Raw genomic sequence first — 24,759 nt, 5'->3', positions numbered from 1 at the left:
CAAAAAACGAACACTCATGTTTATCAACTATCTTAAAATCGCATTGCGGAACCTATGGAAAAATAAAGGATATAGCTTTCTAAATATTTTCGGTTTGGCCATCGGGATTTGCTGCGCCGCCTTAATTTTTTTATGGGTTGAGGACGAGGTTAATTACAACTCCAATTTTGCTGACTCCAATTTGATTTACACCATTCCTAGCAACCAAAAATATGATGGGCAATGGCGGACCTTTACTCAGGCAACACCTGGACCGCTAGCTGCCGAACTTAAAGAATCCGTTCCAGGAATCGAGCACTCGGCAAAAACATGGCAAAGTGACTTTTTGCTTAACGCCAATGACAAATCTGTCAATAAATCCGGTTGGTATGTAGATCCAGAATATCTGGATATTTTTAAACTTGAATTTGTGGAAGGAAATGCCAACAATGCATTAACTGATGTAAAATCCATTGTAATCACTCAAACCCTGGCAAATCAGATTTTTGGTAAAAATGTTCCTGCTTTGGGTCAAAGTATCCGTCTTAATGATGCTGAAGAGTTTAAGGTCACTGGTGTTGTGGAAGATTTGCCTAACAACGTCACCTTTGGATTTGAGTGTCTAGTGCCGTTTAGGAATTTTGAATTGGAGAATCCTTGGACTAAGGAATACGGAGCTAATTTTGCCACGACATTTGTAAAACTATCGCCTACTGCAAACTTTGAAACCGTTAATCAGGGTGTTCGGGATTTTGTGATGGACAAATTTGAGGAGGATGATACCGTTTTCTTCCTACATGCTATGAAGGACTGGCGTTTGAGGGATAATTTTGAAAACGGCGAACAGGCTGGGGGACGTATACAGTATGTGAAGCTTTTTATTATAATAGCCCTTTTTATTTTATTGATTGCCAGTATCAATTTTATGAACCTGGCAACCGCAAGAAGCGAAAAAAGAGCCAATGAAGTCGGTGTACGCAAGGCACTAGGTTCTGATAAACGTAGTCTCATCTATCAGTTTATTACTGAATCTGTAATGACCACCTTAATTGCTGGATTGTTGGGCGTGGCATTGATTGCCATTCTATTGCCGCAATTTAATATGCTCATTGAAAAACAACTCATCATGGGTTGGGATGACCCGCTACATCTACTTGGTTTGTTTACCATTACACTTAGTTTGGGCATTTTGGCTGGGCTTTACCCTGCATTTTATCTGTCCTCATTTAATCCTGTGGAAGTCATGAAAGGCATGAAAACCACCTCTCGAAGCGCTAATTTGATAAGAAAAGGATTGGTCATTGGGCAATTTGTAATCTCTATTGTATTTATTATCAGTGCATTTACGGTCTACGAACAGATTCAATATGTGAAAAGCAGAGAATTGGGTTACAACAAAGAAAATTTATTAAGAATTCCCGTGAAGGGTGATATTGTTAAGAATTTCAGCCCTATAAAGCAGGATTTGCTGGCTACCCATACTGTGAATCATATGGCATTAAGTAATTCTAAGATTCTCAACGCTGGTAATAATGGTTCTGGATTGACTTGGAAAGGTGGCATCGATACTGAAGATATACTAATTTCCTACCGCTACGTTAGTAATGGTTTTTTTGAAACCGTTGGAATTACATTAAAGGAAGGTCGCAATTTTAGCAGTACTATCGCAAAAGATAGTAGCAGCGCTATCATTAGTGAATCTTTTGCTAAACTTATGGGCGACGACAGTGCCATTGGTAAAACTATAAACCGTTGGGGTGATAGTTACACCGTTACGGGCGTGGCCGAAGATTATCTGTACGGCGATATGTACGGTACTAGTGATCCTGTAATGTTTATAAACAATCATAGCGAGGCACGCTATCTATACATGAGAGTTGATTCAACCGCAGATCTAAACGCGGCTATAAATCAGATAGAAGAAACTTTAGCTAAGTATAATCCTGCATTTCCGCCTGAGTATGAATTTGTAGATTCAAGTTTTAACGCAAAGTTTCAAAGCGAAAACCTGGTAGGCAAACTCTCCCAAGTCTTTGCATTACTTGCAGTAATTATTTCTTGTTTGGGATTATTTGGTCTGTCTGCATATACGGCAGAGCAACGAAAAAAAGAAATAGGCGTACGCAAGGTGCTTGGCTCTAGTGTTGTCAACATCGTAAAATTATTATCCGCAGATTTTTTAAAACTAGTGATGATTGCTATGATAATCGCTATTCCAGCAGGCTATTTTTTAATGAATAATTGGTTGCAGGATTTTGCTTACCGTATTGACATCAACTATTGGACTTTTTTTATTGCCGCTGCCATGGCGCAGGTTATTGCGTTGGCAACCGTCAGTTTTCAAGCCATTAAAGCGGCTATTGCGAATCCGGTAACAAGTTTGAGGACAGAGTAAGGTCATCACACAAACCTAACAGGTTTACATGCTTCGCAGCGTAAGATCGCTTCGCTAAGTTCAAAAATTTGTTAGGTCTTTAGAACAATCAAAAAACGAACAATCATGATCAGAAATTATATCAAAATAGCATTTAGAAGTTTGAAAAAACAGCCATTTTTTACGATGATCAATATGTTTGGTTTGGCGATTGGCATGGCTGGCAGCTTATTGATAGCATTGTATATCTATGATGAGCTGAGCTATGATAAAATGTTTGCAGATGCTGATCGTATTTATCGAATTGATACAGACATCAAATTTGGGGGTTCAGAAAGAAGATCTTCCGAAGCTGCTCCACCTATGGCTGCTGCGTTGGAACAGGATTTCGCAAAAGTTGAAAGTACGGTCAGATTTAGGGATCAGGGGAGTATCTTGATGAGGAATAGTGAAGAATCTACTAATTCAAAAGAACGAGGAGCCACTTTTGTTGATTCCACTTTTTTTAAAGTATTCGGGATTGAACTCCTTTCTGGAGACAAAGAAACCGCATTAAAAGAAGCAAACACATTGGTTCTGACAAAAATGGTAGCAGAAAAACATTTTGGAAAAGACAATGCCATTGGTAAGAGCGTTGTGTTGAACAATGAAGATACCTACATCGTCACTGGGGTCATAGATGATTTACCTAAAAACTCATTTTTAAGAGATCATAGTGTTTTTATGGCAATGGCTGGTAACGTAGCTTCTCGAGAAGATATTTGGGGCAGTCTCAACTTTTTTACGTTTGTCAAATTAAGACCTGATACCGATCTCGATAATTTTCAAGTACAGCTTGATGGTATGTTTGAAAAGTATATGGTGCCATGGGCTCAAAAGGTGTTTCCAGGAATTACCAAAGCATCTTTTGAAGCCTCTGGTAATTACGTACGGTATTATACCATGCCACTTACTGATATACATTTATATTCAGACCGTAATACTGAAATGAGTTCAAATAGTAGTATTCAAAATGTTTACATTTTATCATTCATCGGGCTGTTTCTCATTTTTCTGGCCTGTGTGAATTTCATGAATCTTTCTACAGCGCATTCTCTGAAAAGAGCTAAAGAAGTAGGCATACGTAAAACCTTAGGTTCCAATAAGAAAGAATTGATAGCACAGTTCTTAACAGAATCAGGACTTATCTCATTCTTTTCAATGCTTATCGCTTTGATTATCACATTAATTGCGCTTCCGTTTTTTAATGATCTCTCTGGTAAATCAATAGCGTTGCCAGTTGCTAATCCTATATTTTGGTTAGTCATCATTTCTGTAACAGCATTATTAGGACTTCTTTCAGGGAGTTATCCAGCATTTTTTATGTCGAGGTTCAAACCCGTTGATACCCTTAAGGGCGGCAGTCAAAATAACGTTGGCGGTGGAGCCGTTAGAAGCACTTTGGTGGTGTTTCAATTTGCCGTATCTATGATTTTGATTGTAGGGACTTTGGTGGTATTTGAGCAATTGAAATTTATTCAGAATAAAGATCTTGGTTTCGAAAAAGAACAGGTTTTGCTTATCAATGATACTTACGCAGCTGGAGATCAGTTAAGGGCCTTTAAGGATGAAGTCCTCAAGTTAAGCGCTGTGCAAAATGCCACGTTGAGCAATTTTTTGCCAACCCCATCCGGTCGATCTGACAGCTCATTTTTTCAGGAAGGAGATTCAGAACAACAAAACGCCATCCAAATGCAAGAATGGGGTGTTGATACTGACTATCTCCGCACTTTAGGTATAACGCTTATTGCAGGTCGTGATTTTAACAAACAATCGGTTGCAGATTCTTCTGCAGTCATCATTAATGAGTCCGTATTGGCTTATCTTAATTTAGATGCCCAAGAGGTGTTGGGAACTAGAATCACAGAGGCTAACGGGCCTAATGATATTGTACCGTATACTATAATAGGCGTCGTTAAAAACTTTCATTATGAATCGATGCATCAAAATATAGGAGCGGTGGGTCTCTTTTTAAATAAATCATCGGGATCAATGGCCATTAAATTAAAATCCGATGATTATTCAGGTGTTGTTTCAAGTATAGAAAGCCTATGGAAAGGACAAGCCCCTGGCCAGCCCTTTAATTATCGATTTATGGACGATGCCTTTAATTCCACCTATGATGCAGAACAACGTTTGGGACGTATCTTCATCATATTTACCATTTTATCCATTTTTATTGCATGTTTAGGACTATTTGGTCTAGCATCATTTAATGCCCAAAAAAGAACTAAGGAAATAGGAGTAAGAAAAGTATTGGGCGCTAGTGTGAGCCAGATCACCTTCGGGCTCACCACAGATTTTCTAAAATTGGTTGGCATTGCTACTGCCATTGCATTGCCCTTAGGTTGGTATGTTATGAATAAGTGGTTACAGGATTTCTCTTATCGGATAGAGATTAGTTGGCAAATATTAATCTTTTCAGCGGTCTTGGTTATCATCATTGCAATCCTGACGGTAAGTTACCAAAGTATTAAAGCTGCGATTGCAAACCCAGTCAAAAGTTTGAGGACAGAATAGCATGGCAACAAACCTGCCAGGTTTAGAAGACGGTTATTATTGATTATGACATTAAAAAATAAAAACATGATTCAATTTAAATTTATTTTCAGAAAGTTGTGGCGGGATCGTTTTTTTACCTTCCTTAAGATCATTGGTTTGGCCATTGGCGTTGCGGTGTGTTTGGTTATTTTCAAGATTGTCAATTATGAATTTAGCTTTGATAAAAACCATCCCGACAAGGAAAATATTTATCAGCTGGTCAATTGGAGCTACACTGGCACTGAGAAGCATGGGTTTGGTGGCGTCCAATCGGCGGTGGGAGAATTTGTGGACCAGACCTTTCCCGAAATTGAAGAAGTGGTTCCCTTAAACCGAAAGTATTTTGAATACCTCTCGATCGAAAAACCCAATGGGGAAACCTATCGAAATGAGGACCCGAAAAATATCCAAAGTACTGTTTCAGATTATTTTGAGATGGTGACGTACACTTGGTTGGCCGGAGATAAAAAAACTGCGCTTTTATATCCCAACCAAGTGGTGCTTACCCAATCCAGGGCAGAAGCATATTTCGGAAAAGTATCGGTCGATAAAATGATTGGAAAAACCATTCATTATGATAATACTCCATTTACAGTAACCGGAGTTGTGGCCGACCTGGAGTTCCCCAGCAGCTTTGAAGGAAAGGAGTTTGTGCCGATCACCAATGAGGAAAAAACCGAAGCCAACTGGTTTAGCTTTAATAGCGATTACAATTTGTTTGTAAAACTGAAACCCAACCAAAAGGATCGATTGCTTAAAGTGCTGGATCAAAAATATGAAGATATGATTCCAGAATCCTGGAAAAGTGCAGACCGAAAAACAGCATACAGTTTGCTTCCGCTTTCAGAAAAGCATTTCTCGCAGGACTTTAATTCTGGTGTTTACAGTGCCAACAAAAAAATGATGTTTGGATTGATCGGGATTGGCGTGTTCATTCTTTTAATGGCAAGCATCAACTATATCAACTTGAGCACCGCCCAAATTCCTTATAGAAACAAGGAAATCGGGATCAGAAGGACCTTAGGCGCAAAAAGTGGGCAGTTAAAGAAAGGGTTTTTATATGAAACTCTGATCATCACTGTTTTGGCTTTGGTATTGGCTGTTCCGATGATGATAGGTTTTGAGAGTTTTTATGCGGACTTTATGCCTCCGAGAATTTCTGAGTATTCGGCTGTTTTGCCCATCTCACTTTTTGTTGTGGGACTGTTGCTGGTTTTGACAGTGTTGACCGGACTTTATCCTGCCTATCTGATCAATAAGGTAAAGGTTTCAGAGGTGCTCAAAAGTCAAGGTGCGGGCCGGTTGTCTATCGGAAACCTTAACATCCGTAAGACCATGATTGTTTTTCAATTTGTCATTGCACAGGTTTTTGTGATCGGCGCTTTTGTCATTGCTGCACAGATTGATTACATGATTACGACCGATCTGGGCTTTGATAAAGACGCCGTGGTGACCATAAAACTTCCTTATAAATCCTACCAGAATGCCGATGTAGATCCGTTTTTGTTTAAGGAAGCCTTAAAGAAGCACCCCGAAATTAGGCAAGTGTCCTTAGGACATACCCCGATGAACGACATGTATTGGGGAAATAATTTGGTGCGCATAACAGATTCGGGTGAAACCACCTTAAACATGAATTTTAAATATGTGGATCCGGACTACTTGGATTTTTTTGGCATTGAGGTTTTGGCAGGCAGAGCGCCGCAACTTCGAGATACGTTAGAAAGTGTTTTTATCAATGAAGCCGCCCGAAAAGGATTAGGGTTTCTGAGCAATGAAGAGGCCATCGGAAAAGCAATGAAGGGGCCATCCGAAAAAACCGTTGCGATCCAAGGGGTGATCAACGATTTTTATCAAACGGATCTTCATATTCCCAAGGAGCCTTTATCGCTGATGATTACAACAGAAAGGAATATGTTGAATGGATTCAGTATCAAATTGCCTTTGGCTTCTTCAGCGTGGAAAAAGACACTGGGTATATTGGAAAAGGAATGGAAAACATATTATCCCAATGCCCCTTTTGCCTATGAATTTTATGATTCGGAGATTAAAAATCTATATGAGTCTGATATGCGCCAATCGCAGATGATCAATCTGGCAACCATTATTACCATTATCCTTGGATGTTTGGGGTTGATAGGTCTCGTCACTTTAACCGCGTTTCAGCGCACCAAGGAAATCGGCATCCGAAAAGTGTTGGGAAGCAGTATTTCTGGAATCATTCTGTTGTTGTCCAAGGATTATTTGAAATTGATCGGTTTGGCGATCTTGATTTCCATTCCCATTGCTTGGTGGGCCATGAACAAATGGTTGGAAAATTTTGCCTATCGCATCACTATCGAATGGTGGATGTTTTTGCTCACTGGAATTGCTACGATTCTTATTGCGCTTTTGGCGGTGAGCTACCGGGCGATAAAAGCGGCGATTGTAAACCCGGTGAAAAGTTTGAGAACGGAATAAATTTAATTAGACCTAACAGGTTTCAATAACCTGTGAGGTCTTTAGAACACAATATTATGATCAGAAATTATTTTAAAATCGCATATAGAAATCTGCTTAGAAATAAGCTCACCACCGGTCTGAGTTTGTTTGGGCTTATTCTCGGTGTTGCTTGTTTTTTGTTGTTGGCGACCTATATTTTGAATGAACTTCGGTATGATACCTTTCATGATAAAGCAGACCGAATCGTATTTGCGAATTTCAACTACCAGTCTCCATCGGACATTACTGCAGAACGGAGCCAAGTAACCCCTACTGCTGTTGTGCCTGTTGCAAAGCGCGAATTTTCCGAGGTGGAAGAAGGCGCCAGATTTTACCGATTCAATAATCGGGAAGTTTTGGTCGGCAATCAAAATTTTAATGAGAAAAACATGGCCATCGCCGATGCCTCATTTTTTAACATTTTCAGCTTCAATTTTCTTGAAGGTAATCCCGAAGACGCTCTAAAACAGCCGAACCATTTGGTCTTGACGAAGACCACTGCACAAAAATATTTTGGCAATCGAAAAGCCTTGGGACAACTGGTGGAAATCGATAACAAAAGCTGGAAAATAAGTGGTGTGATTGACGATATACCTACCTATTCAACGCTTCAGTTTGATCTCATCGGAGCATACGGTTCCAGCGAAAGGTCAAAAACTGAAACTTGGAATTCTGCCAATGATTGGTCGTTTCTATTGCTTCACAAGGCTTCACAAATGGAAGCGGTGCAGAAGAAACTAAATCAATATACAAATTACTTGTTTTCAGACGATTATGCTTCTGGGTATAAAATGTGGATAGGTCTTGAACCAATTACGCGTGTTCATTTGCATTCTGAGATCAGTTCGGGCAACGCTTTGACCTATATCTACATTTTTAGCGGGATCGCTATCTTGTTGCTGCTTATTGCCTGTATCAATTTTGCAAACCTGATGACCGCAAAGGCGTCAGAACGTCTCAAAGAAATTGGCATTCGTAAAACCCTTGGTGCAGCACGAGTAAATCTTATTTTTCAATTTTTGGCAGAATCGGCAATCATAACAGGGCTTTCTATCATTCTCGGCGTCCTATTGGCCTTCTTGTTATTGCCAGCCTTCGGAAATGTCGCCAATGCAGAAATTGGAACTCAGTCTTGGAACTTGACCTATTTTGTGGGACTTATAATTACACTTTTTGTGCTTGTCACAAGCGTTGCAGGGGCTTGGCCAGCCTTGGTGCTTTCAAAATTCAAACCTGTACTTGCCCTTAAAGGAAAGAACTTATCTTTTGGAAGTACAGCATTGTTGAGAAAGTCGTTAGTGGTTTTTCAGTTCACCATTTCCATCGCCTTTATAATGGCCACATTGGTGACAAAAAAACAACTGTATTTTATCCAACATACAGATACTGGATTGAACAGAAACAATGTGATCATGCTTGATGCGTCAAACGTAACATCAGGGGAATTGGCAACTGTACAATCGGAACTTCGAAAAAACGAGACCATTAGTTCAGTAACTGCAGCTTACGATGCACCGGTTAATGTTCAAGGAGGCTACACCATCAGCGTTGGTACGGGTCTTGAGGACGATATGTCCATTACCGCAGTTCCTGTGGACAAGGATTTTGTTTCTACGTTAGGAATTAAAATTCTGGCTGGCACGGATTTCACGCTTTCTGATGAAAAACTGGTCAAAATTGAACCAAATGAAAATCGGCAATATGCTTTCATGCTGAATGAAAAGGCTGTGGAGAACTTAGGACTTACGGCGGAAACAGCAATTGGTCAACCTGCAAATATTAACGGTAGACAAGGTTTTATAAAGGCGGTGTTGCAGGATTTCAACTTTACCTCCTTACACGAAAAAATAAGTCCTATTGCGATTTTTGTTGAATACGACTACTTTGGAGAAATTCTGGTCAAAACCGCAGGAGGAAATCCAACCCTAACCATTTCGGAAATTGAAAAAACATGGCAATCGCTATATCCAGACAAGACCTTGAACTATACGTTTCTTGACGATGCTTATGCTGCTTTATATAAATCTGAAAAACGCACCGCCACGATATTAAATATTTTTTCGGCCATTACAATTATGGTTTCTTGTTTGGGTCTGTTTGGTCTTTCGGTATTTACAGCAATGCAACGACAAAAGGAAATTGGCATACGGAAAGTACTTGGCGCATCTATAACCCAAGTAACCGCAATGCTTACATCTGATTTTTTAAGATTGGTGGTTATTGCCATAATCATTGCGGCACCATTGGCTTGGTATTTTATGACTGGCTGGTTACAAGGTTTCGCCTTCAAAATTAGGATGCCCTATGACCTATTTTTATTGGCAGGTGCAATAGGATTGCTGATTGCTTTTTTAACGGTAAGTTTTCAGGCAATAAAAGCGGCAATAGCAAATCCCGTAAAGAGTTTACGGACTGAATAAGATACCAATGAGACCTAACAGGTTTCAAAAACCTGTTAGGTCTGAGAAAATATAAAATTATGATCAGAAATTATTTCAAAATAGCCTGGCGTAACATTCGCGCCAATAAACTTTTCACCGTGCTGAACATTGCTGGTTTGGCCATCGGTCTATGTGTGTGTATTATTCTGTTTTCTTTCGTGAATACCGAACTCGGCTTTGACAAGATGTATTCAAATGCTGAACAGATCTATCGGGTGAATATGGAGACTACGGAAGAATACGATTTTGAAACTTGGGCGACTATGCCCAACGCCGTAGGTCCGGCAATTGCACAGAATATTTCTCAGGTTAAAAGGGTGACGCGACTCATTAAGGATGATTTTGGCACGACGGCCTCCCTTAAGATCGGGGATAAAAATTATTCTGAAAACAACCTGTATTTGGCAGACTCTACCATCTTTAAAATGTTTGATTTTAAATTTTTGGAAGGAGACGTCGCCACTGCGTTTTCAAAACCTAAATCTATCGTGCTTTCGCTCGCAACCAAAAAACGTTTCTTTGGCAATCAAGAAGCGTTGGGGCAGCTTATCACTGTGAATAATAATGATACATTACAGGTGTCGGGTATTTATGCCGATTTGCCCAAAAACAGTGTGATGGACTTTGATATGGTCTATAATATCATGGATTCGTGGATGGGTACCAATGTGTATTGGAGCAATGCCAGTTATGAAACCTACGTGCAACTTGAACCTAATGCAGATGTTTCCGAAATTGAAAAACAGGCAACAGCTTTAATCGATAAACATGTTGATAAGGAAGGCCAGTATTTCACGAAATTCTTTCTGCAGCCGCTAACAGAAATTCATCTCTATTCGGCCAATGTAAGAGAAGGGTATTCTACAAAACTCGGTAATATTACCACCATTAAAAGCCTTCTCTTTCTTTCCTTGCTGGTGCTTTTTATAGCGTGTATAAATTATATGAACCTTGCCACCGCTAATTCCCAAAAACGGGCGAAAGGCATCGGAATGAATAAAGTTTTGGGTGCCAACCGACGCCAGATGCTTTCGTTGTTTTATGTGGAAACGGGCATTATGGTGTTTTTATCCATTGTCATTGGTTATGGGGTCTCTTTTTTGGTGCTGCCTTTATTTAAGAGTATTACGGGCAACGCACTTGACTTTCAGGATTTGTTGGCCGCTCCAATTTTAATCGGATTATTGATTATCTGGATTCTGGTCACGCTCATTGCTGGCAGTTATCCGGCCATTTCCATGTCGGGAATTTCACCACTTATTTTGGTAAACAAATCCAAGAAAAAAGGATCAGCTTCTGAATTTGTACGTAAGGGACTCGTAGTCTTTCAATTCGCAGCTTCCATCGTCCTGATCATTGCGGTGACAATTATCCTTCAGCAGATGTCATTTATCAAGAATAAAAATTTGGGTTACGATCCCAATGGCATCATTGCTGTTTCGGTGAAATCTGCTGAAACTGGGCAACAGATTGAAAGCTTGATGAAAGGGTTGGAAAGCCAGGTAAATATTGAAAGCATTTCAGCCGTGCAATCCATGCCGGGAGCCAACGAGAGTGGGCGAGCAGTACGCAAATTGGCCACTGACAATACGGGAATGCCTATAGCCAGTTGCCGTACAGATGGCAATATTGTCCAAACCTTAAAACTCAATATACTGGCTGGAAATGAATTACCGGAAACTATTGCCAAGGGCGATTCCGTCATCTATACCTTGATCAATGAAAAGATTCTTGATTATTTAGGTTATAAAACGCCTGATGAGGCGGTTGGAAAAATAATTCACACCGAACTCGGTCCACGTGCAATAATCACTGGCGTGGTGGAGAACTTTAATTTCAATTCGCTCAAGGACGATGTTGGGGGCTACATGTATTACAAATCGCGTAAGGCTCCTGAAGGGATCCGTATGCTTTTAGTGCGCTACAACTCGCAAGATTTATCTCAATTTATCGGACAATTGCAAGCAACTTTCAACGAATCCTTGCCAAATACAGCATTTGATTATCAGTTTGTTGATAGACATGTAGCGCAGTTATATGCTTCCGAAGAAAAAACCGCAAGTATGGCGACAATTTTTTCAGCCTTGGCCATTTTTATTGCTTGTCTAGGCCTATTTGGTTTGGCAGCATTTACCGCAGAACAACGTAGAAAGGAAATTGGTGTCAGGAAGGTTTTGGGTGCGACGGTTTCAGGAATCACACAATTACTGTCCAAAGACTTTTTGAAATTGGTTCTGGTGGCATTCGTGATCGCTGCGCCCGTTGCTTATTGGTTCATGCATAAATGGTTATTGGATTTTGCTTATCGCACTGAGATTAGTTGGTGGGTCTTTGCTTTTGCAGGATTGGCGGCCATGTGTATTGCATTGCTTACGGTAAGTTTTCAAGCGATCAAAGCTGCAGTTGCCAACCCAGCAAAAAGCCTCAGGATAGAATAACCATCTGATAATTAAGCAGAAACAAAACCAAAAGAGCAACAATAAATAGCAATAAATAATAACATTAGTAATAGAGAATAAATAATAATAAAGAAATGATACGTAATTATATCAAAATCGCATTTCGGAATCTTTGGAAGGATAGAACTTTTACGGCCCTGAATATTATCGGATTAACCACTGCCTTTGGAATTGCATTTTTATTGAGCATGTATGCCTTGTTTGAATTGTCTTATGATCGATTCCATGAGAATATCGGCTCTATTTATAAAGTTTATACTGACGAGCAAACCGCCAAGGGCACAGAATCAAGTGAGACTAATCCTATTCCTTTTGCCGACGCTTTAAGAGAGGAAGTACCGGGCGTGGATAAGATATCGAGGTATGTAACTGGAGGAACACTTCTAACCTATGATGGGGAAACCTTTCAAGTTACTTCCGCTGGGGTGGACCCAGAGTATTTTGATATTTTCTCATTTCCAATAGTGGAGGGCAATAAAACCAATCCTATTTCAGAAAAACTTTCTATCGTGATTTCTCGAAAAGTAGCCACTGCAATTTTTGGAAAGGAAATGCCAATAGGGAAAACAGTTATGGTTCAAAGTGAAGGAGAAAACGTTCCAGTTGGCATATCGGCTGTTTTTGAAAATATTCCCGCCGCCAGTAGTATGGATGTGGATGTGATTGTAAACATCAAAAATTTGCCAGATAGCTTTTATAAGAACAACTTAAATAATTGGAGCGCTCATAACCATGCAGTTTATATGAAGTTAGCCAATGGTATTAGTCCCGCTCAATTTGAAAAGTCGACAAAAGATTTTTCTGCCTTACATTATGCGGAAAATATTGCCAATGCCAAACGTGACGGGGCTCAAGCAGATGCAAAAGGGAATTTCAGACAAATAAAATTACTTCCCGTAGAAGATCAGAGTTTTGTAGTTATCAAGGATGGCCTTCTTTCTGTGAACAAGACGCTACAGTATATTGTACTCGGTATCGCTTTCCTAATCCTGTTTATTGCGAGTGTCAATTTCATCAATATGAGCCTCGCCAAAAGTGCCCAACGTTTACGTGAAATAGGAATGCGGAAAACTTTAGGGGCTGGAAAGTCCCAGTTGTTTATTCAGTTTTGGGGAGAAAGTGTTATAGTTTTTATCGTCGCGGTGGTTTTGGGAGGATTTCTTGCCTTCACCTTATTAAAACCTTTCCAGACCCTTTTTAATACCAGTGCGTCTTTTAGTTCTATTTCCAATCCGTTGATAGTTTTCGGAGCTATTCTCTGTGTTTTGCTAATTACCTTGATTGCAGGCGGCTATCCTGCGTTTATGATGAGTAGAATGGACACTTTGCAAGCCCTGAAAGCTAAGCTGAAAGTAAATGGCAATAACAGACTCCGAAATGTTTTAATGGTCGTCCAATTCAGTATTGCTATTATTTTGATTAGCGGGACAATCGTGTTGTGGCAACAGTTGGATTATTTAAGAAATAAGGATCTTGGGTTTAATAAAGAACAAGTGATTTCCTTCCCCATAAATACAAAACAGGATCCAAATAATGTACTGCAACTTTTAAGAAATGAGTTTTCCACTGATCCGAATATTCTAAGTGTAAGTGCTGCTGATAATAACTTTGGACTGGGACGAGACGGCAGTCGAATGAGAAGTGTCTTAGGTTTTGACTATAAAAACAGGCAAGTATCTACTCATTTAATTTCTGTAGATTATGATTACGCCGAAACTTTAGACATCGAACTTCTGGAAGGTCGAAGTTTCAATAGAAAATATGCATCCGACAGTCTTTCGGTGATGATCAATGAAGCTATGGTGAAAGAGTTGGGGGAGGAGAACCCGCTAAATGCTAATTTATTCTTAGGAGATTCCATCAAATACTCTGTGATAGGAATAGTAAAGAACTTTAATTTCGAGTCATTAAGCCGAGGTGTGCAACCTCTTACTTTATTTATGGATGGTGAATCGCCTATGGGTTATGTCTATGTGAAGGTCGTTCCTAATAATCTTGCCGATACTTATGCTGGCGTTAGAAAGGTTTGGAACAAGATAGAGCCAGACACGGAGTTTTTGGGTTCATTTTTAGATGAAAACATAGATAGGACTTTAAAGAGGGAACGCCATATGACAACGATGATTTCTAGTGGTTCCATCTTAGCAATCATTTTAAGTTGCATCGGACTTTTTGCAATTTCATTATTGGTTGTTTCACAAAGGCGAAAGGAGATTGGCATCCGAAAAGTGGTTGGTGCTAGTGTATCCACTATTACCGTTTTGTTGACCAAAGATTTCTTGAAATTAGTAGGTATAGCTTTTCTCATTGCCACGCCCATCGCTTGGTATGCGACTTCAAAATGGCTCGAAAACTATGTGTATCGCATCGACTTAAATTTATGGATATTCTTAGCGGCAGGTGTAATGGCACTCATCATTGCAGTGTTGACAATTAGTTTCCGCACCATACAGGCTGCCTTGAAAAATCCAGTAGAAAGTTTAAAAACAGAATAAATATAAAACTATGGTAAGATTGATTTTCATTTTAGTAGCACTCACTTTATCATGTATTGAAACAGCGGTTTCTCAAAATGTAAAGACCGTAGGGCATTTTGATAAAGTAATTATAAGTCCGCACATACAAGTTACTTTGGTGGAAAGTGATAACGAAACGGTAACTATTGAAAGCAACCATGTGGACGAAAAAAAACTCAATATTGAAGTCAATGGCAAAACGCTTCGCATCTATCTTGAGGGTGCTAAAGAAACCACGAAACAGGAAACCTTTGAAGAGAATGGGATGAAAATGAAGCGTCCAATTTATAAGGGTACCATCGTCAGTGCGACAATTACTTATAAGATTTTAGATGAACTTTCAGTTCGGGGAGAAGAAACCCTTGTTTGTAAAAGCGTTTTAGAGGGAAATAAATTCGGCCTAAAAATTTATGGAGAATCCCACATAATTCTAAACGCTGTTAATTTAAATAACCTTCACACTACTATTTATGGTGAGAGTGAATTGGAAATCAAATCTGGAACTATCCAGCATCAAAAATATACTGCTTATGGCGAAAGCAAAGTGAATGCTCTTGCCATAACAAACGAAGAAACGAAAATCACGGCCTATGGCGAAGCGGAGTTCAAAATTAATGCTTCAAAAAGAATCAAAATCACATCTTACGGCGAAGCCTCTCTTGAATATAAAGGAGGTGCTGAAATTAATAAAGGTTTAAATATAGGTGGTTTGAGAATTAGGAAAATCCCCTAACCCCAAAGGGGGATGCTTACTCAGGGGGAAGGGTATCAGTCCGCAGTAAGTAGTCAACGGTAGGCAGTGAGCAGTGATTTTTAAAACACTTTGATTACTACCCTTAAGCTTCGTGTTTACAAATCTTAGGAATAGGTCTAAAGGGATCCCTATAGACCATAGGCACTCAAAATGCCAATAGAAAATAAATATTATCGATAAATAATAACCAATTAAAAACACAGTCATGTTATTAGAACTTAAAAACATATTCAAATGGGTCACACAAGGTGGCAAACGTATTTATCTTCTGAGTGATCTGAACTTCAAAGTGGAAGAGGGTGAATTCATCTCTATAATGGGTCCATCTGGGTCGGGGAAATCGACCTTACTCAACGTTATAGGCATGTTGGACGGATTTCAAGAAGGTGAATACAACTTTTTGGAGCAGCCTGTACACACCATGAAAGATAAAGAACGCTCTAAGCTGTACAAGGAATATATCGGTTTTGTATTTCAGGCTTACCATCTCATTGATGAACTGACGGTATATGAAAATATTGAAACGCCTTTGCTTTATAAAAATATAAAATCATCTGAACGTAAAGCTTTGGTTGCCGATATGTTGGACCGATTCAATATTGTTGGGAAAAAGGATCTGTTTCCCAACCAGCTGAGTGGTGGGCAGCAGCAATTGGTGGGAATCGCACGGGCCTTGATTACTAAGCCTAAACTAATTTTAGCTGATGAACCCACGGGAAACCTAAACTCAAAACAGAGTGAGGAGATTATGCAGCTTTTTAAAGAACTCAATCAAGAAGGTGTTACCATTATTCAGGCCACACATTCTGAAAGCAATGCCGCTTATGGATCTCGGATTTTACATCTCTTGGATGGAAGACGGGATAACACTTAGGACACAAATTATTAATCATAAAAATCATGACAATTAAATTATTCATAGGACTCTATTTTTCATCTACTCTCTTTCTTTTTGCACAAACTCAAGAAAGAACGGCTCGTACGCTTGAGGAGTGTATTGGCTTGGCAATTGAAAACAATCTGGATCTCAAAACCACAAAACTAAGTAGGGAAACTTGGGATGTGAATTTCAAGCAACAAAAAAATGCCGTTTTGCCGAGTGTCAATGGATTGTATAATTTAGGCGTTTCAAACGGTAGAAGTATTGATCCTTTTACCAACGGGATCGTTAATCAGGAGCTTACTTTTTCTAACGCCAATTTAGGGCTCGATGTTGTAGTTTTCAATGGCTTTAGGTTGATTAACCGATGGAAAAAGGCAAAATTGAACTTGAAATCTGCCGAGATGGAGGTTGAAGCCGGAAGGCAATCACTGATCTTGAATGTCACTTTGGCCTATTTGCAGGTATTAAACGCACAAGATTTGGTGACCTTGGCAGAATCCCGATTAACCACTACCTATGGCCAATTGGATCGATTGAGAAGCCTATACGAGGAGGAATCGGGGAATCCAGCAGAATATCATGACCTCCAAGGGCAACTGGCCTTGGATGCAGCCAATATTGCTGAAAGTAAGAACAATCTTGAAGTTGAACTAGCAAATCTAAATGCTCTTGTCAATACGGTGGAAACAATTACCGCAGCGCCTTTAAATGTGCAAGTCGACCTTAATGTTTACGGTTACACAGCGGAAGATGTTTATGACATGGCATTACAGGTTTTTCCAACCATAAAAGCTCGGAATCTAAGTTTGGAAGCGGCTGAAAAATCTATTGCTGTGGCAAAATCCCAATTTGTTCCGGAAATAAGTCTTTTTGCAAATCTGAACACCAACTATTCGAGTGCTGCACGGCTTTTTAATGAATCAGGAACGAGTATCGTTGAAACTGGTGATTTTGTGAGTATAAATAATCAGGATTATTCTGTTTTTACCCAAGAAACTAATTTTGCAAGTGATCCCATTCCATATTCAGATCAGTTTGACAACAATCTAAATTCCTCGGTAGGTGTTTTAGTCAGTATCCCTATTTTAAATGGTTTCAAGACGAAAAATAATGTGGCTTTAGAGAAAATAAAAAAGGAAGAAGCTCAAATGGCTTTGGCCCAGATAAAATTGGACCTTAAAACATCAATCAAACAATCGTACAGTGCAATGCAATCTGCTTTTGAGAAATACAATTTGTTGCAAGATCAAGTGGACGCTTACGCCGAATCCTTCCGGATCAATGAGATTCGCTTTAACAACGGTGTTTCTAATAGTGTGGCGTATATCATCAGTAAGAATAATTTGGATAACGCTCAAACGAACTTGGCCCATGTAAAGTATGAATATGCACTTCGGATTAAAATCTTGGAATATTATCGCGGAAAGATTTGAAAATAGATACGTTTCATTGGGGCGATCTATAACAAACGAGATTAAGGGTTGTGATTTGCAATTAGAGTAGTCCGAAAAGGAAATATGAACAATTCCAATTTTCTTAAAATCAGTTTTACTTGAAAATTATAGGTATTGTTGGTGATGTTTTTCGACTTTCTTTGGATTGTGCGATACTGTCTCACTTCGGGAAAGAACGTGTATGGTTCGGCTAAATTCAGTTTCTTTATGCTATAATTTTAGGCAATTATAATATTGCAAAGCTAAAGACTTAACCAAATAGAAGTCCAAAAATTTTGAAATTGCTGGCGTGCTGGAATTGGTAGACACATTAGAATTAGGGTCTGGCGCCACTGGGAGTGGGAGTTATAGTCACTCCGCCCGTACTTTTTCAACTACAAGATAAGCGTTAAAAGCCTTCTATGATTGCGATGCTTTTTTTGTTCAAGTACAACGTGGTGCGACATTGTGCTACTTTAAAGCCAATGTTTTTATTGAAAGTAAATCACTTCAATTCTCATTTTTAATTACGAGTTACCAATTAGGATAGTAAATTCTGCCAAATTACAACCTTTTTCTCATCAGAAGGGAAATTTATTGGCATACAATTTACGTGGAAGTTAAACTCATAACATCCGCAAGTAATGTTAATAAGAAAGAGGAAAAGTCAATAAAACCAGAGTCTTAAAGCCTTTCCCCTTTCAAATATTTTCACCAATTTAGGTGAAAACATCCTTGCAGATGAAAATTACACTTTCTTCCGATAATATCAAGTCTTTTGGTGGTCTTAATTTTATTTCAGCCGAGTTCGACAACTCAGGACTTCCGGCATTAATCACAAAACACCTTGGGCAACGCGCGGCACAGGCCCAGTTCAGTTTTAGTGATGCCATAAAAAATATGTGGTCAATTATCTTTGCAGGTGGAGATTGCGCCGAGGATATCTGTACAAACCTAAGAGAAGAATTTTTGCAGGTTGAAAACCTCAAGGTCTGCTCTGCCGATACACTTCTTCGCCTGCAGAAATCCTTATCCCTGGGCAAGGAAGTCCACATCGGCAAGTCCGGTTCTGTAAATGATATCAGCAGGCATGCCACGCTGAACGCACTGAACCTGGACATGCTGTTGCAACTAAAGACCCTGACGCCCAATAGATCATATGATCTTGACTTTGACCACCAGTTCGTCCCTTGCGAAAAATATGATTCCAGAAAGGGCTATAAAATGGAAAAGGGCGATTTCCCCGGGGTGGCAAGCATTGGCAGGGATATCGTGTACATTGAAAACAGAAACGGTAACAGCAATGTAAAGTTCAAACAGGCCGATACACTTAAGGATGTATATTCAATGTTAAGGGACAAGCGCATTAAAATTGACAGGAGCCGAATGGACTGTGGTTCATTTACAAAAGAGGTCATGGAAACAGTAGAAGACAACAGCCAGAGGTTTTATATCAGGGCCCAACGTTGCAGCGAACTCTCCAACATGGTAAAAGACATGAAAGAATGGGAAACTGTGCGAATCGAATTATTTGATGTGGAGGTATGCAGTATTGACTACACTCCATTTGGAGGGGAAAGGACATATAGATATGTAGTTGGCAGGCAAAGGAACGGCACGGGACAAACAGATGCTTTTTTTGGGGACGACTTCACCTATAGGGCAATAGCAACGAATGACCGGACTTCCACCGACAGGGAGATCATTGAATATTACAACCGGAGAGGTGCAACTGAAAAAATATTTGATGAAATGAACAATGATTTCGGATGGAAAAATCTGCCTTTTTCATTTTTGGAGCAAAACACGGTCTATATGATCCTGACCGCCATGTGCAGGAACTTCTACTTGGTGATCTTAAAGAAAATAGCTGAAAAAGTATCGTTTGTAAAACCCAATTTCAGAATTAAGAAGTTCATATTTAGATTTGTGACAGTTCCTTTTAAATGGATAAAAAGAGGACGACAAAAAATATTCAAACTGTTCACCGATAAGCCGTACCATTTGTTGCTGACATAGCGCCTGGAAAGTCCAAAAGCCCTATATCAGGGGGAAGGCATGCCCTGATGTGGCCCTAAGACACTCCAAATGCGTTGAATTGGGAATATTGAAATTAAAAAGATCGGTGGCTTCGCAAAAATAAATCAGGCCAGAAAAAAAAGGATGGGTGCTCAAAAAACAACTGAAAATCCGTTCGAAATGACGATTTTTGATGGAAAGAATAAGTTTTAAAAAAGCAAATTAGGAACTTGCGGATTTATGGAGTGATATAAAAGTAGATTTTATGAAATGTACCATAAAAAATTGTAACTAAATTCAATCAGTAGGGTTTTGTAGGTTAGGTACATCCACTTTGGGACGCGACTGAGGCTCGAACCTAAGTTATGGAGCCCAATAAGAACAAGCTTTCTACTTATTCTGTTTATATTGACGAATTGTGAACTCAAACTTCAAGTAGACCATTGACTTTCGTATTGCAAATATAGGAAATCTGTTTTCATAATTTAGAGATCAAATAAACCAGGCAACCATAAGCTCAATGCAGGAATATAAGTCACCAACAATAAGGCAATAATCATCGCTACAAAAAGTGGTATTAGTGGTCTTACAACTTTTTCAATGGTGGTATTAGCAATTCCTACTCCCACAAAGAGAACCGATCCCACAGGCGGTGTACATAGACCGATACATAAATTTAATATCATTACAATTCCAAAATGTACAGGATCCATGCCCAATGTCATGATGATAGGCAAAAATATAGGGGTAAATATCAACACTGCGGGTGTCATATCCATAAATATCCCCACCATAAGCAGCATGATATTAATGATGAGTAATATCACGATTGGGTTATCACTCAGACCTAACAACAGATTGCTTAAATCTTGAGGTATATTCTCATAAGACATGACCCATGACATACTCATTGAGGCTCCAATGAGCAACATCACGATAGCTGTGGTGCCAGCGGATTCCAAAAGTATTTGAGGTAAGTTTTTTGTTTTGATTTCTTTATAGTAATACCCTAAAATGAGCGTATAGAGTACTGCAATCGCAGAAGCTTCAGTTGCTGTAAATATCCCTGCCACAATACCTCCAATAACCACAACCAAGAGCATCAAACTTGGAAAAGCACTTACAAATTTTTTGGCGACCTCTTTCAAAGAACTTCTTTCACCTAATTTATATTTTTTCTTTTTGGCATATAGCGAAGCCACAATCATTATAAAAAGACCTGTTAAGATTCCAGGAATGTATCCTGCCAAAAACAGTGCAGCGATAGACACGCCACCACTGGCCAAAGAATATACGATGAGCACATTACTTGGCGGAATAATCAATCCGAGGGTTGAGGAAGTAACATTCACCGCTGCGCCAAATTCTTTTGAATAGCCATCTTTTTCCATTTCCGGCCCCAAAATACTCCCCATTGCTGATGCCGATGCCATTGCCGATCCCGCAATGGCGCCCATTAGCATAGCAGCCACTACGTTAATAAGTGCCAGTCCGCCTGGCAAAGCACCCACCAAGGTTTTTGCAAAATCAATCAAACGATGTGCAATACCACCTTTATTCATTAATTGCCCCGATAGCACAAAGAACGGGATGGCCAACAATGCAAAGCTATCTAATCCCGTGGCAATACGCTGGGAGACTGTAGTCAAGGCAGGTAGCATGGAAATGCTGGTCATCATGGTCAATAATGAAGAGATGGCAATACTCCATGCCACCGGAACGCCAATGAGCAACAATCCGACAAAACTGACTATTAATACATAAATAGGTAAATACTCCATTAGAACTGTTTAAGGTAAATGTCTGAAATTTTATAATAGATAATTAAAACGCCACTGACTGGTATAATTGCATAAACCATCGCCAATGGAATCTGCAGTGCAGGTGAATGTTGATCAAGGACATAGGTAATATAGACCAATCTTAAACCGCCAACCACCAAGGCGGTAAAGCAAAAAATAATGATAATAAAGTTTACAAACCTCTTGAGCTTCAATTGTTTCTCCTTACTTAAACGGTTGGGCAATACTTCTATGGCAACGTGCATTTTCTTGCCAGAAATGTAGGCGGCTCCTAGGACCCCAACCCAAATCATAAGGTAGCGTGCAAGTTCATCAGTCAATGAACTTGGATCGCCCATAACAAATCTTGTAAACACCTGCCAAAGAACGTTTATAACCATAACGCCCATAATGGTAGCTAGGATATAACCTAAATACAGGTCTATTTTTCTTCGGAATTTCATATTATTTGATTATCGTTTATAAGAATGGTGCAGTTTTATATTATCAGTGTGAAAATTGTCCTAATCGGTTTCTTGAATCCTTTGGATCAAACTATATACTTCAGGGTTATCTTTATAAGACTCATAGACCGAGGTCACTTTTTCCATAAAAGGTGCTTTATCAGGTCTTGAGACCGTAACACCAGCTTTTTCAACTGCTGCAATCGCTTCGTCTTCAGCCTTAGCCCATAGTGTTCTTTGGTACTGGACTGATGCGTCTGCAGCCTCTTGCACCCACCCTTGCTCTTCTTCATTTAATGAGTCCCATAAATGTGTACTCATAATGAGCACATCCGGGATGGTAGTATGTTCATCCAAAGAGAAGTACTTACAAACTTCATACTCCCTTGTCAAGTAGAATGTTGGAGGGTTGTTTTCAGCCCCATCCACGACGCCTTGTTGTAGAGCAGTATATAATTCACCAGAAGAAATTGGCGTAGGTGCCCCTCCCATGCTCTTGATCATATTCATAGCTGTAACACTTTCCATGACCCGAATCTTTAGTCCCTTCAGATCATCTGGTTCTTCTATTGGTTCTTTAACGGTATAGAAACTTCTGCTCCCAGCGTCATAATAACCCAAGCCTTTTAACCAATACTTTGTGCCACCATCCAAAAGCTCCTTACCTATGGGGCCATCCAAAACCCTAAAAGCCTGTTCACGGTTTTCAAATAAATAAGGCAGCCCAAACACTTTCATATTAGGTGAAAAGTTCTCCATAACGGCGGCGGACACTTTGGTCATTCCCAAACTTCCAATTTGTAAAAGTTCCAGACATTGCCGCTCTGAACCCAACTGCTGGTTAGGATAAACGTGGATATTTAAAGTGCCATCAGATTTCTTTTCCAATTCCTGTCCCATGAATACCATCGCTTTATGTACAGGGTGTGTTTCATCCAGGCCGTGGGCCAACTTGATTGCTTTGGTCTTTTTGATCGATTCGCAGGAAACGAGGCCAAGAAACAGCACAATCGCAAATAACATATATTTATATTTATATTTCTTCATATTCAAAACTGTAATTTATTCCCTCAAGGTTTTGATCGTCTCAATGGTCCATCGGACCTGCTCTTCCAGCTTCTTAAAATCCTTTTGATTTACTATGTCTTTCGTTATTAATTGGGATCCCATGCCTACGCATGTCGCTCCCGCATCAAACCATTCCTTTAAATTCTCCTGGTCAGGGGACACACCTCCTGTAGGCATAATATTGGTCCATGGCTGTGGGCCTTTGATGTTCTTTATGAATTTTGCGCCAAAACTATCGCCAGGGAAAAGTTTAACAATTTCACAGCCCATTTCTTCCGCTTCTGCAATTTCTGTTAACGACCCACATCCTGGAGACCACAATACTTTACGTCTATTACAAACGATGGCAATATCCTTACGAAATACAGGTGTAACAATAAAATTAGCCCCTAATGCCATGTACATGGAAGCTGACGCCGCATCGGTTACCGATCCAACACCCATTACCATTCCAGGTAGTTCTTTGATGGCATACTTGTTCAGTTCCCCAAAAACTTCATGAGCAAAATCACCACGGGCCGTAAACTCCAACAACCGCGCACCACCATCATAGCATGCTTTAAGAATACTCTTGCTCAATTCTAAATCTTGACTGAAAAACAAGGGCACCAATCCTGTTTTTTTCATGATACCTGCGACTTCTATTCTTGAAAATTGTGCCATAAGCTATTATTATTCTTTTCGTATTTTTATAAATTATCGTGAAACGATCCCTGAGGGACCTCCTTTAACCAGAGCTTCTACCTCCTCTTTTGTGGCCAAGTTATAATCACCCGAAATGGTATGTTTCAAACAACAAGCTGCGACTGCGAAATTAATCGTATACTGAGGATCAAACGTATCCAGCACCAGACCATAAATAATCCCTCCCATAAAGGCATCACCACTCCCAACACGATCAACTACAGGTGTGATTTCTCTAACGGTTGCGGTATACAATTTTTCTTTATCATAAAAAATACCACCTATTTGTTGATGGGATGCACTTCGGGAGTATCGCAAGGTCGTCGCCATATATTTCAAATCAGGATACTGATCAAAAAAAAGATCATAAAACTGTGGTAAACTGTCAGCATCCTTATAGTTTGGGTTAACCTTATCTTTTCCGATCATCATGAAAGCGGTATCAAGGTCTCCCAATATGACATTGCTGTATTTTAAAAGTTCTGGCATAATGTCTTTAGGTGCTTTACCGTATTTCCAAAGTTTTGCCCTGTAGTTTAGGTCAGTGGTAATTAGGACTCCCATACCTTTGGCAACTTTCACCGCTTCCAAACACACATCAGCTGCATTTTGGGATATAGCTGGTGTAAGTCCGCTCCAATGGAATACACTTGCATCTTGAAAGACCTTTTTCCAATCAATCACACCAATTTCAACGTCAGAAATGCCCGAATGATTACGATCATAGACCACTTTACTGCCACGTAATCCCGCACCGGTTTCTAGAAAATAAATTCCCAAACGTTCACCGCCATAAATAATGTTTTCTGCAGACACATTTTGTCGACGTATTTCCATCAATGC

Annotated in this window: 15 protein-coding genes; 10 read left to right on the top strand and 5 right to left on the bottom strand. The window is 39.6% G+C overall.

The window, feature by feature from the left end; translation table 11 throughout:
• Positions 1 to 16: 16 nt before the first annotated feature.
• The 10 genes from H3Z82_RS02350 (at position 17) to H3Z82_RS02305 (ending at position 19,919) form a co-directional block, all read left to right on the top strand.
• On the top strand, positions 17 to 2,374 hold the full coding sequence (locus H3Z82_RS02350; RefSeq protein WP_182202288.1) for an ABC transporter permease: 2,358 nt from the start codon (positions 17 to 19) through the stop codon (positions 2,372 to 2,374).
• Between the two features lie 105 nt (positions 2,375 to 2,479).
• Positions 2,480 to 4,912: an ABC transporter permease gene (locus H3Z82_RS02345; protein WP_182202287.1), complete on the top strand. Its 2,433-nt coding sequence runs from the start codon at positions 2,480 to 2,482 to the stop codon at positions 4,910 to 4,912.
• 66 nt (positions 4,913 to 4,978) lie between these two features.
• Entirely contained in the window at positions 4,979 to 7,393 is a 2,415-nt protein-coding gene (locus tag H3Z82_RS02340; RefSeq protein WP_182202286.1) for an ABC transporter permease, read from the top strand.
• 56 nt (positions 7,394 to 7,449) lie between these two features.
• Positions 7,450 to 9,834, top strand: a complete 2,385-nt coding sequence (locus tag H3Z82_RS02335) for an ABC transporter permease (protein ID WP_182202285.1) — start codon at positions 7,450 to 7,452, stop codon at positions 9,832 to 9,834.
• A 59-nt stretch (positions 9,835 to 9,893) separates the two neighbouring features.
• Positions 9,894 to 12,293, top strand: coding sequence for an ABC transporter permease (locus H3Z82_RS02330; RefSeq protein ID WP_182202284.1), 2,400 nt, complete (start codon positions 9,894 to 9,896; stop codon positions 12,291 to 12,293).
• Positions 12,294 to 12,388: 95 nt separating this feature from the next.
• On the top strand, positions 12,389 to 14,809 hold the full coding sequence (locus tag H3Z82_RS02325) for an ABC transporter permease (RefSeq protein ID WP_182202283.1): 2,421 nt from the start codon (positions 12,389 to 12,391) through the stop codon (positions 14,807 to 14,809).
• 10 nt (positions 14,810 to 14,819) lie between these two features.
• Positions 14,820 to 15,563 carry a head GIN domain-containing protein gene (locus H3Z82_RS02320; protein ID WP_182202282.1) on the top strand — a complete coding sequence of 248 codons (744 nt, stop codon included), beginning with the start codon at positions 14,820 to 14,822 and terminating at the stop codon, positions 15,561 to 15,563.
• 226 nt (positions 15,564 to 15,789) lie between these two features.
• Positions 15,790 to 16,458 carry an ABC transporter ATP-binding protein gene (locus tag H3Z82_RS02315; protein WP_182202281.1) on the top strand — a complete coding sequence of 223 codons (669 nt, stop codon included), beginning with the start codon at positions 15,790 to 15,792 and terminating at the stop codon, positions 16,456 to 16,458.
• A 26-nt stretch (positions 16,459 to 16,484) separates the two neighbouring features.
• Positions 16,485 to 17,900, top strand: a complete 1,416-nt coding sequence (locus H3Z82_RS02310) for a TolC family protein (protein WP_182202280.1) — start codon at positions 16,485 to 16,487, stop codon at positions 17,898 to 17,900.
• A gap of 741 nt (positions 17,901 to 18,641) precedes the next feature.
• Positions 18,642 to 19,919 (top strand): IS1380 family transposase, encoded by a 1,278-nt coding sequence (locus H3Z82_RS02305; RefSeq protein ID WP_182202279.1) that lies wholly within the window; start codon positions 18,642 to 18,644, stop codon positions 19,917 to 19,919.
• A 485-nt stretch (positions 19,920 to 20,404) separates the two neighbouring features.
• Here H3Z82_RS02305 and H3Z82_RS02300 read toward each other — a convergent pair whose 3' ends face one another.
• The 5 genes from H3Z82_RS02300 to H3Z82_RS02280 all read right to left on the bottom strand — a co-directional run.
• Positions 20,405 to 21,700 (bottom strand): TRAP transporter large permease, encoded by a 1,296-nt coding sequence (locus H3Z82_RS02300; protein WP_182202278.1) that lies wholly within the window; start codon positions 21,698 to 21,700, stop codon positions 20,405 to 20,407.
• Positions 21,700 to 22,164 carry a TRAP transporter small permease gene (locus tag H3Z82_RS02295; protein WP_182202277.1) on the bottom strand — a complete coding sequence of 155 codons (465 nt, stop codon included), beginning with the start codon at positions 22,162 to 22,164 and terminating at the stop codon, positions 21,700 to 21,702. Before H3Z82_RS02295 ends, H3Z82_RS02300 begins: the two co-directional genes overlap by 1 nt.
• A 60-nt stretch (positions 22,165 to 22,224) precedes the next feature.
• Positions 22,225 to 23,211, bottom strand: a complete 987-nt coding sequence (locus H3Z82_RS02290; RefSeq protein WP_182202276.1) for a TRAP transporter substrate-binding protein — start codon at positions 23,209 to 23,211, stop codon at positions 22,225 to 22,227.
• Positions 23,212 to 23,226: 15 nt separating this feature from the next.
• Positions 23,227 to 23,895 carry a bifunctional 4-hydroxy-2-oxoglutarate aldolase/2-dehydro-3-deoxy-phosphogluconate aldolase gene (locus H3Z82_RS02285; RefSeq protein WP_182202275.1) on the bottom strand — a complete coding sequence of 223 codons (669 nt, stop codon included), beginning with the start codon at positions 23,893 to 23,895 and terminating at the stop codon, positions 23,227 to 23,229.
• A 33-nt stretch (positions 23,896 to 23,928) separates the two neighbouring features.
• Positions 23,929 to 24,759 (bottom strand): sugar kinase (locus H3Z82_RS02280; protein ID WP_182202274.1); only part of this gene is annotated, 831 nt, incomplete at its 5' end.

Origin of the sequence: Gelidibacter maritimus (assembly GCF_014062315.1) — a bacterium.
Lineage (GTDB): Bacteria > Bacteroidota > Bacteroidia > Flavobacteriales > Flavobacteriaceae > Gelidibacter > Gelidibacter maritimus.
Note: the sequence above shows the minus strand (reverse complement) of the source record. Positions and strands in the feature narration are given on the sequence as shown.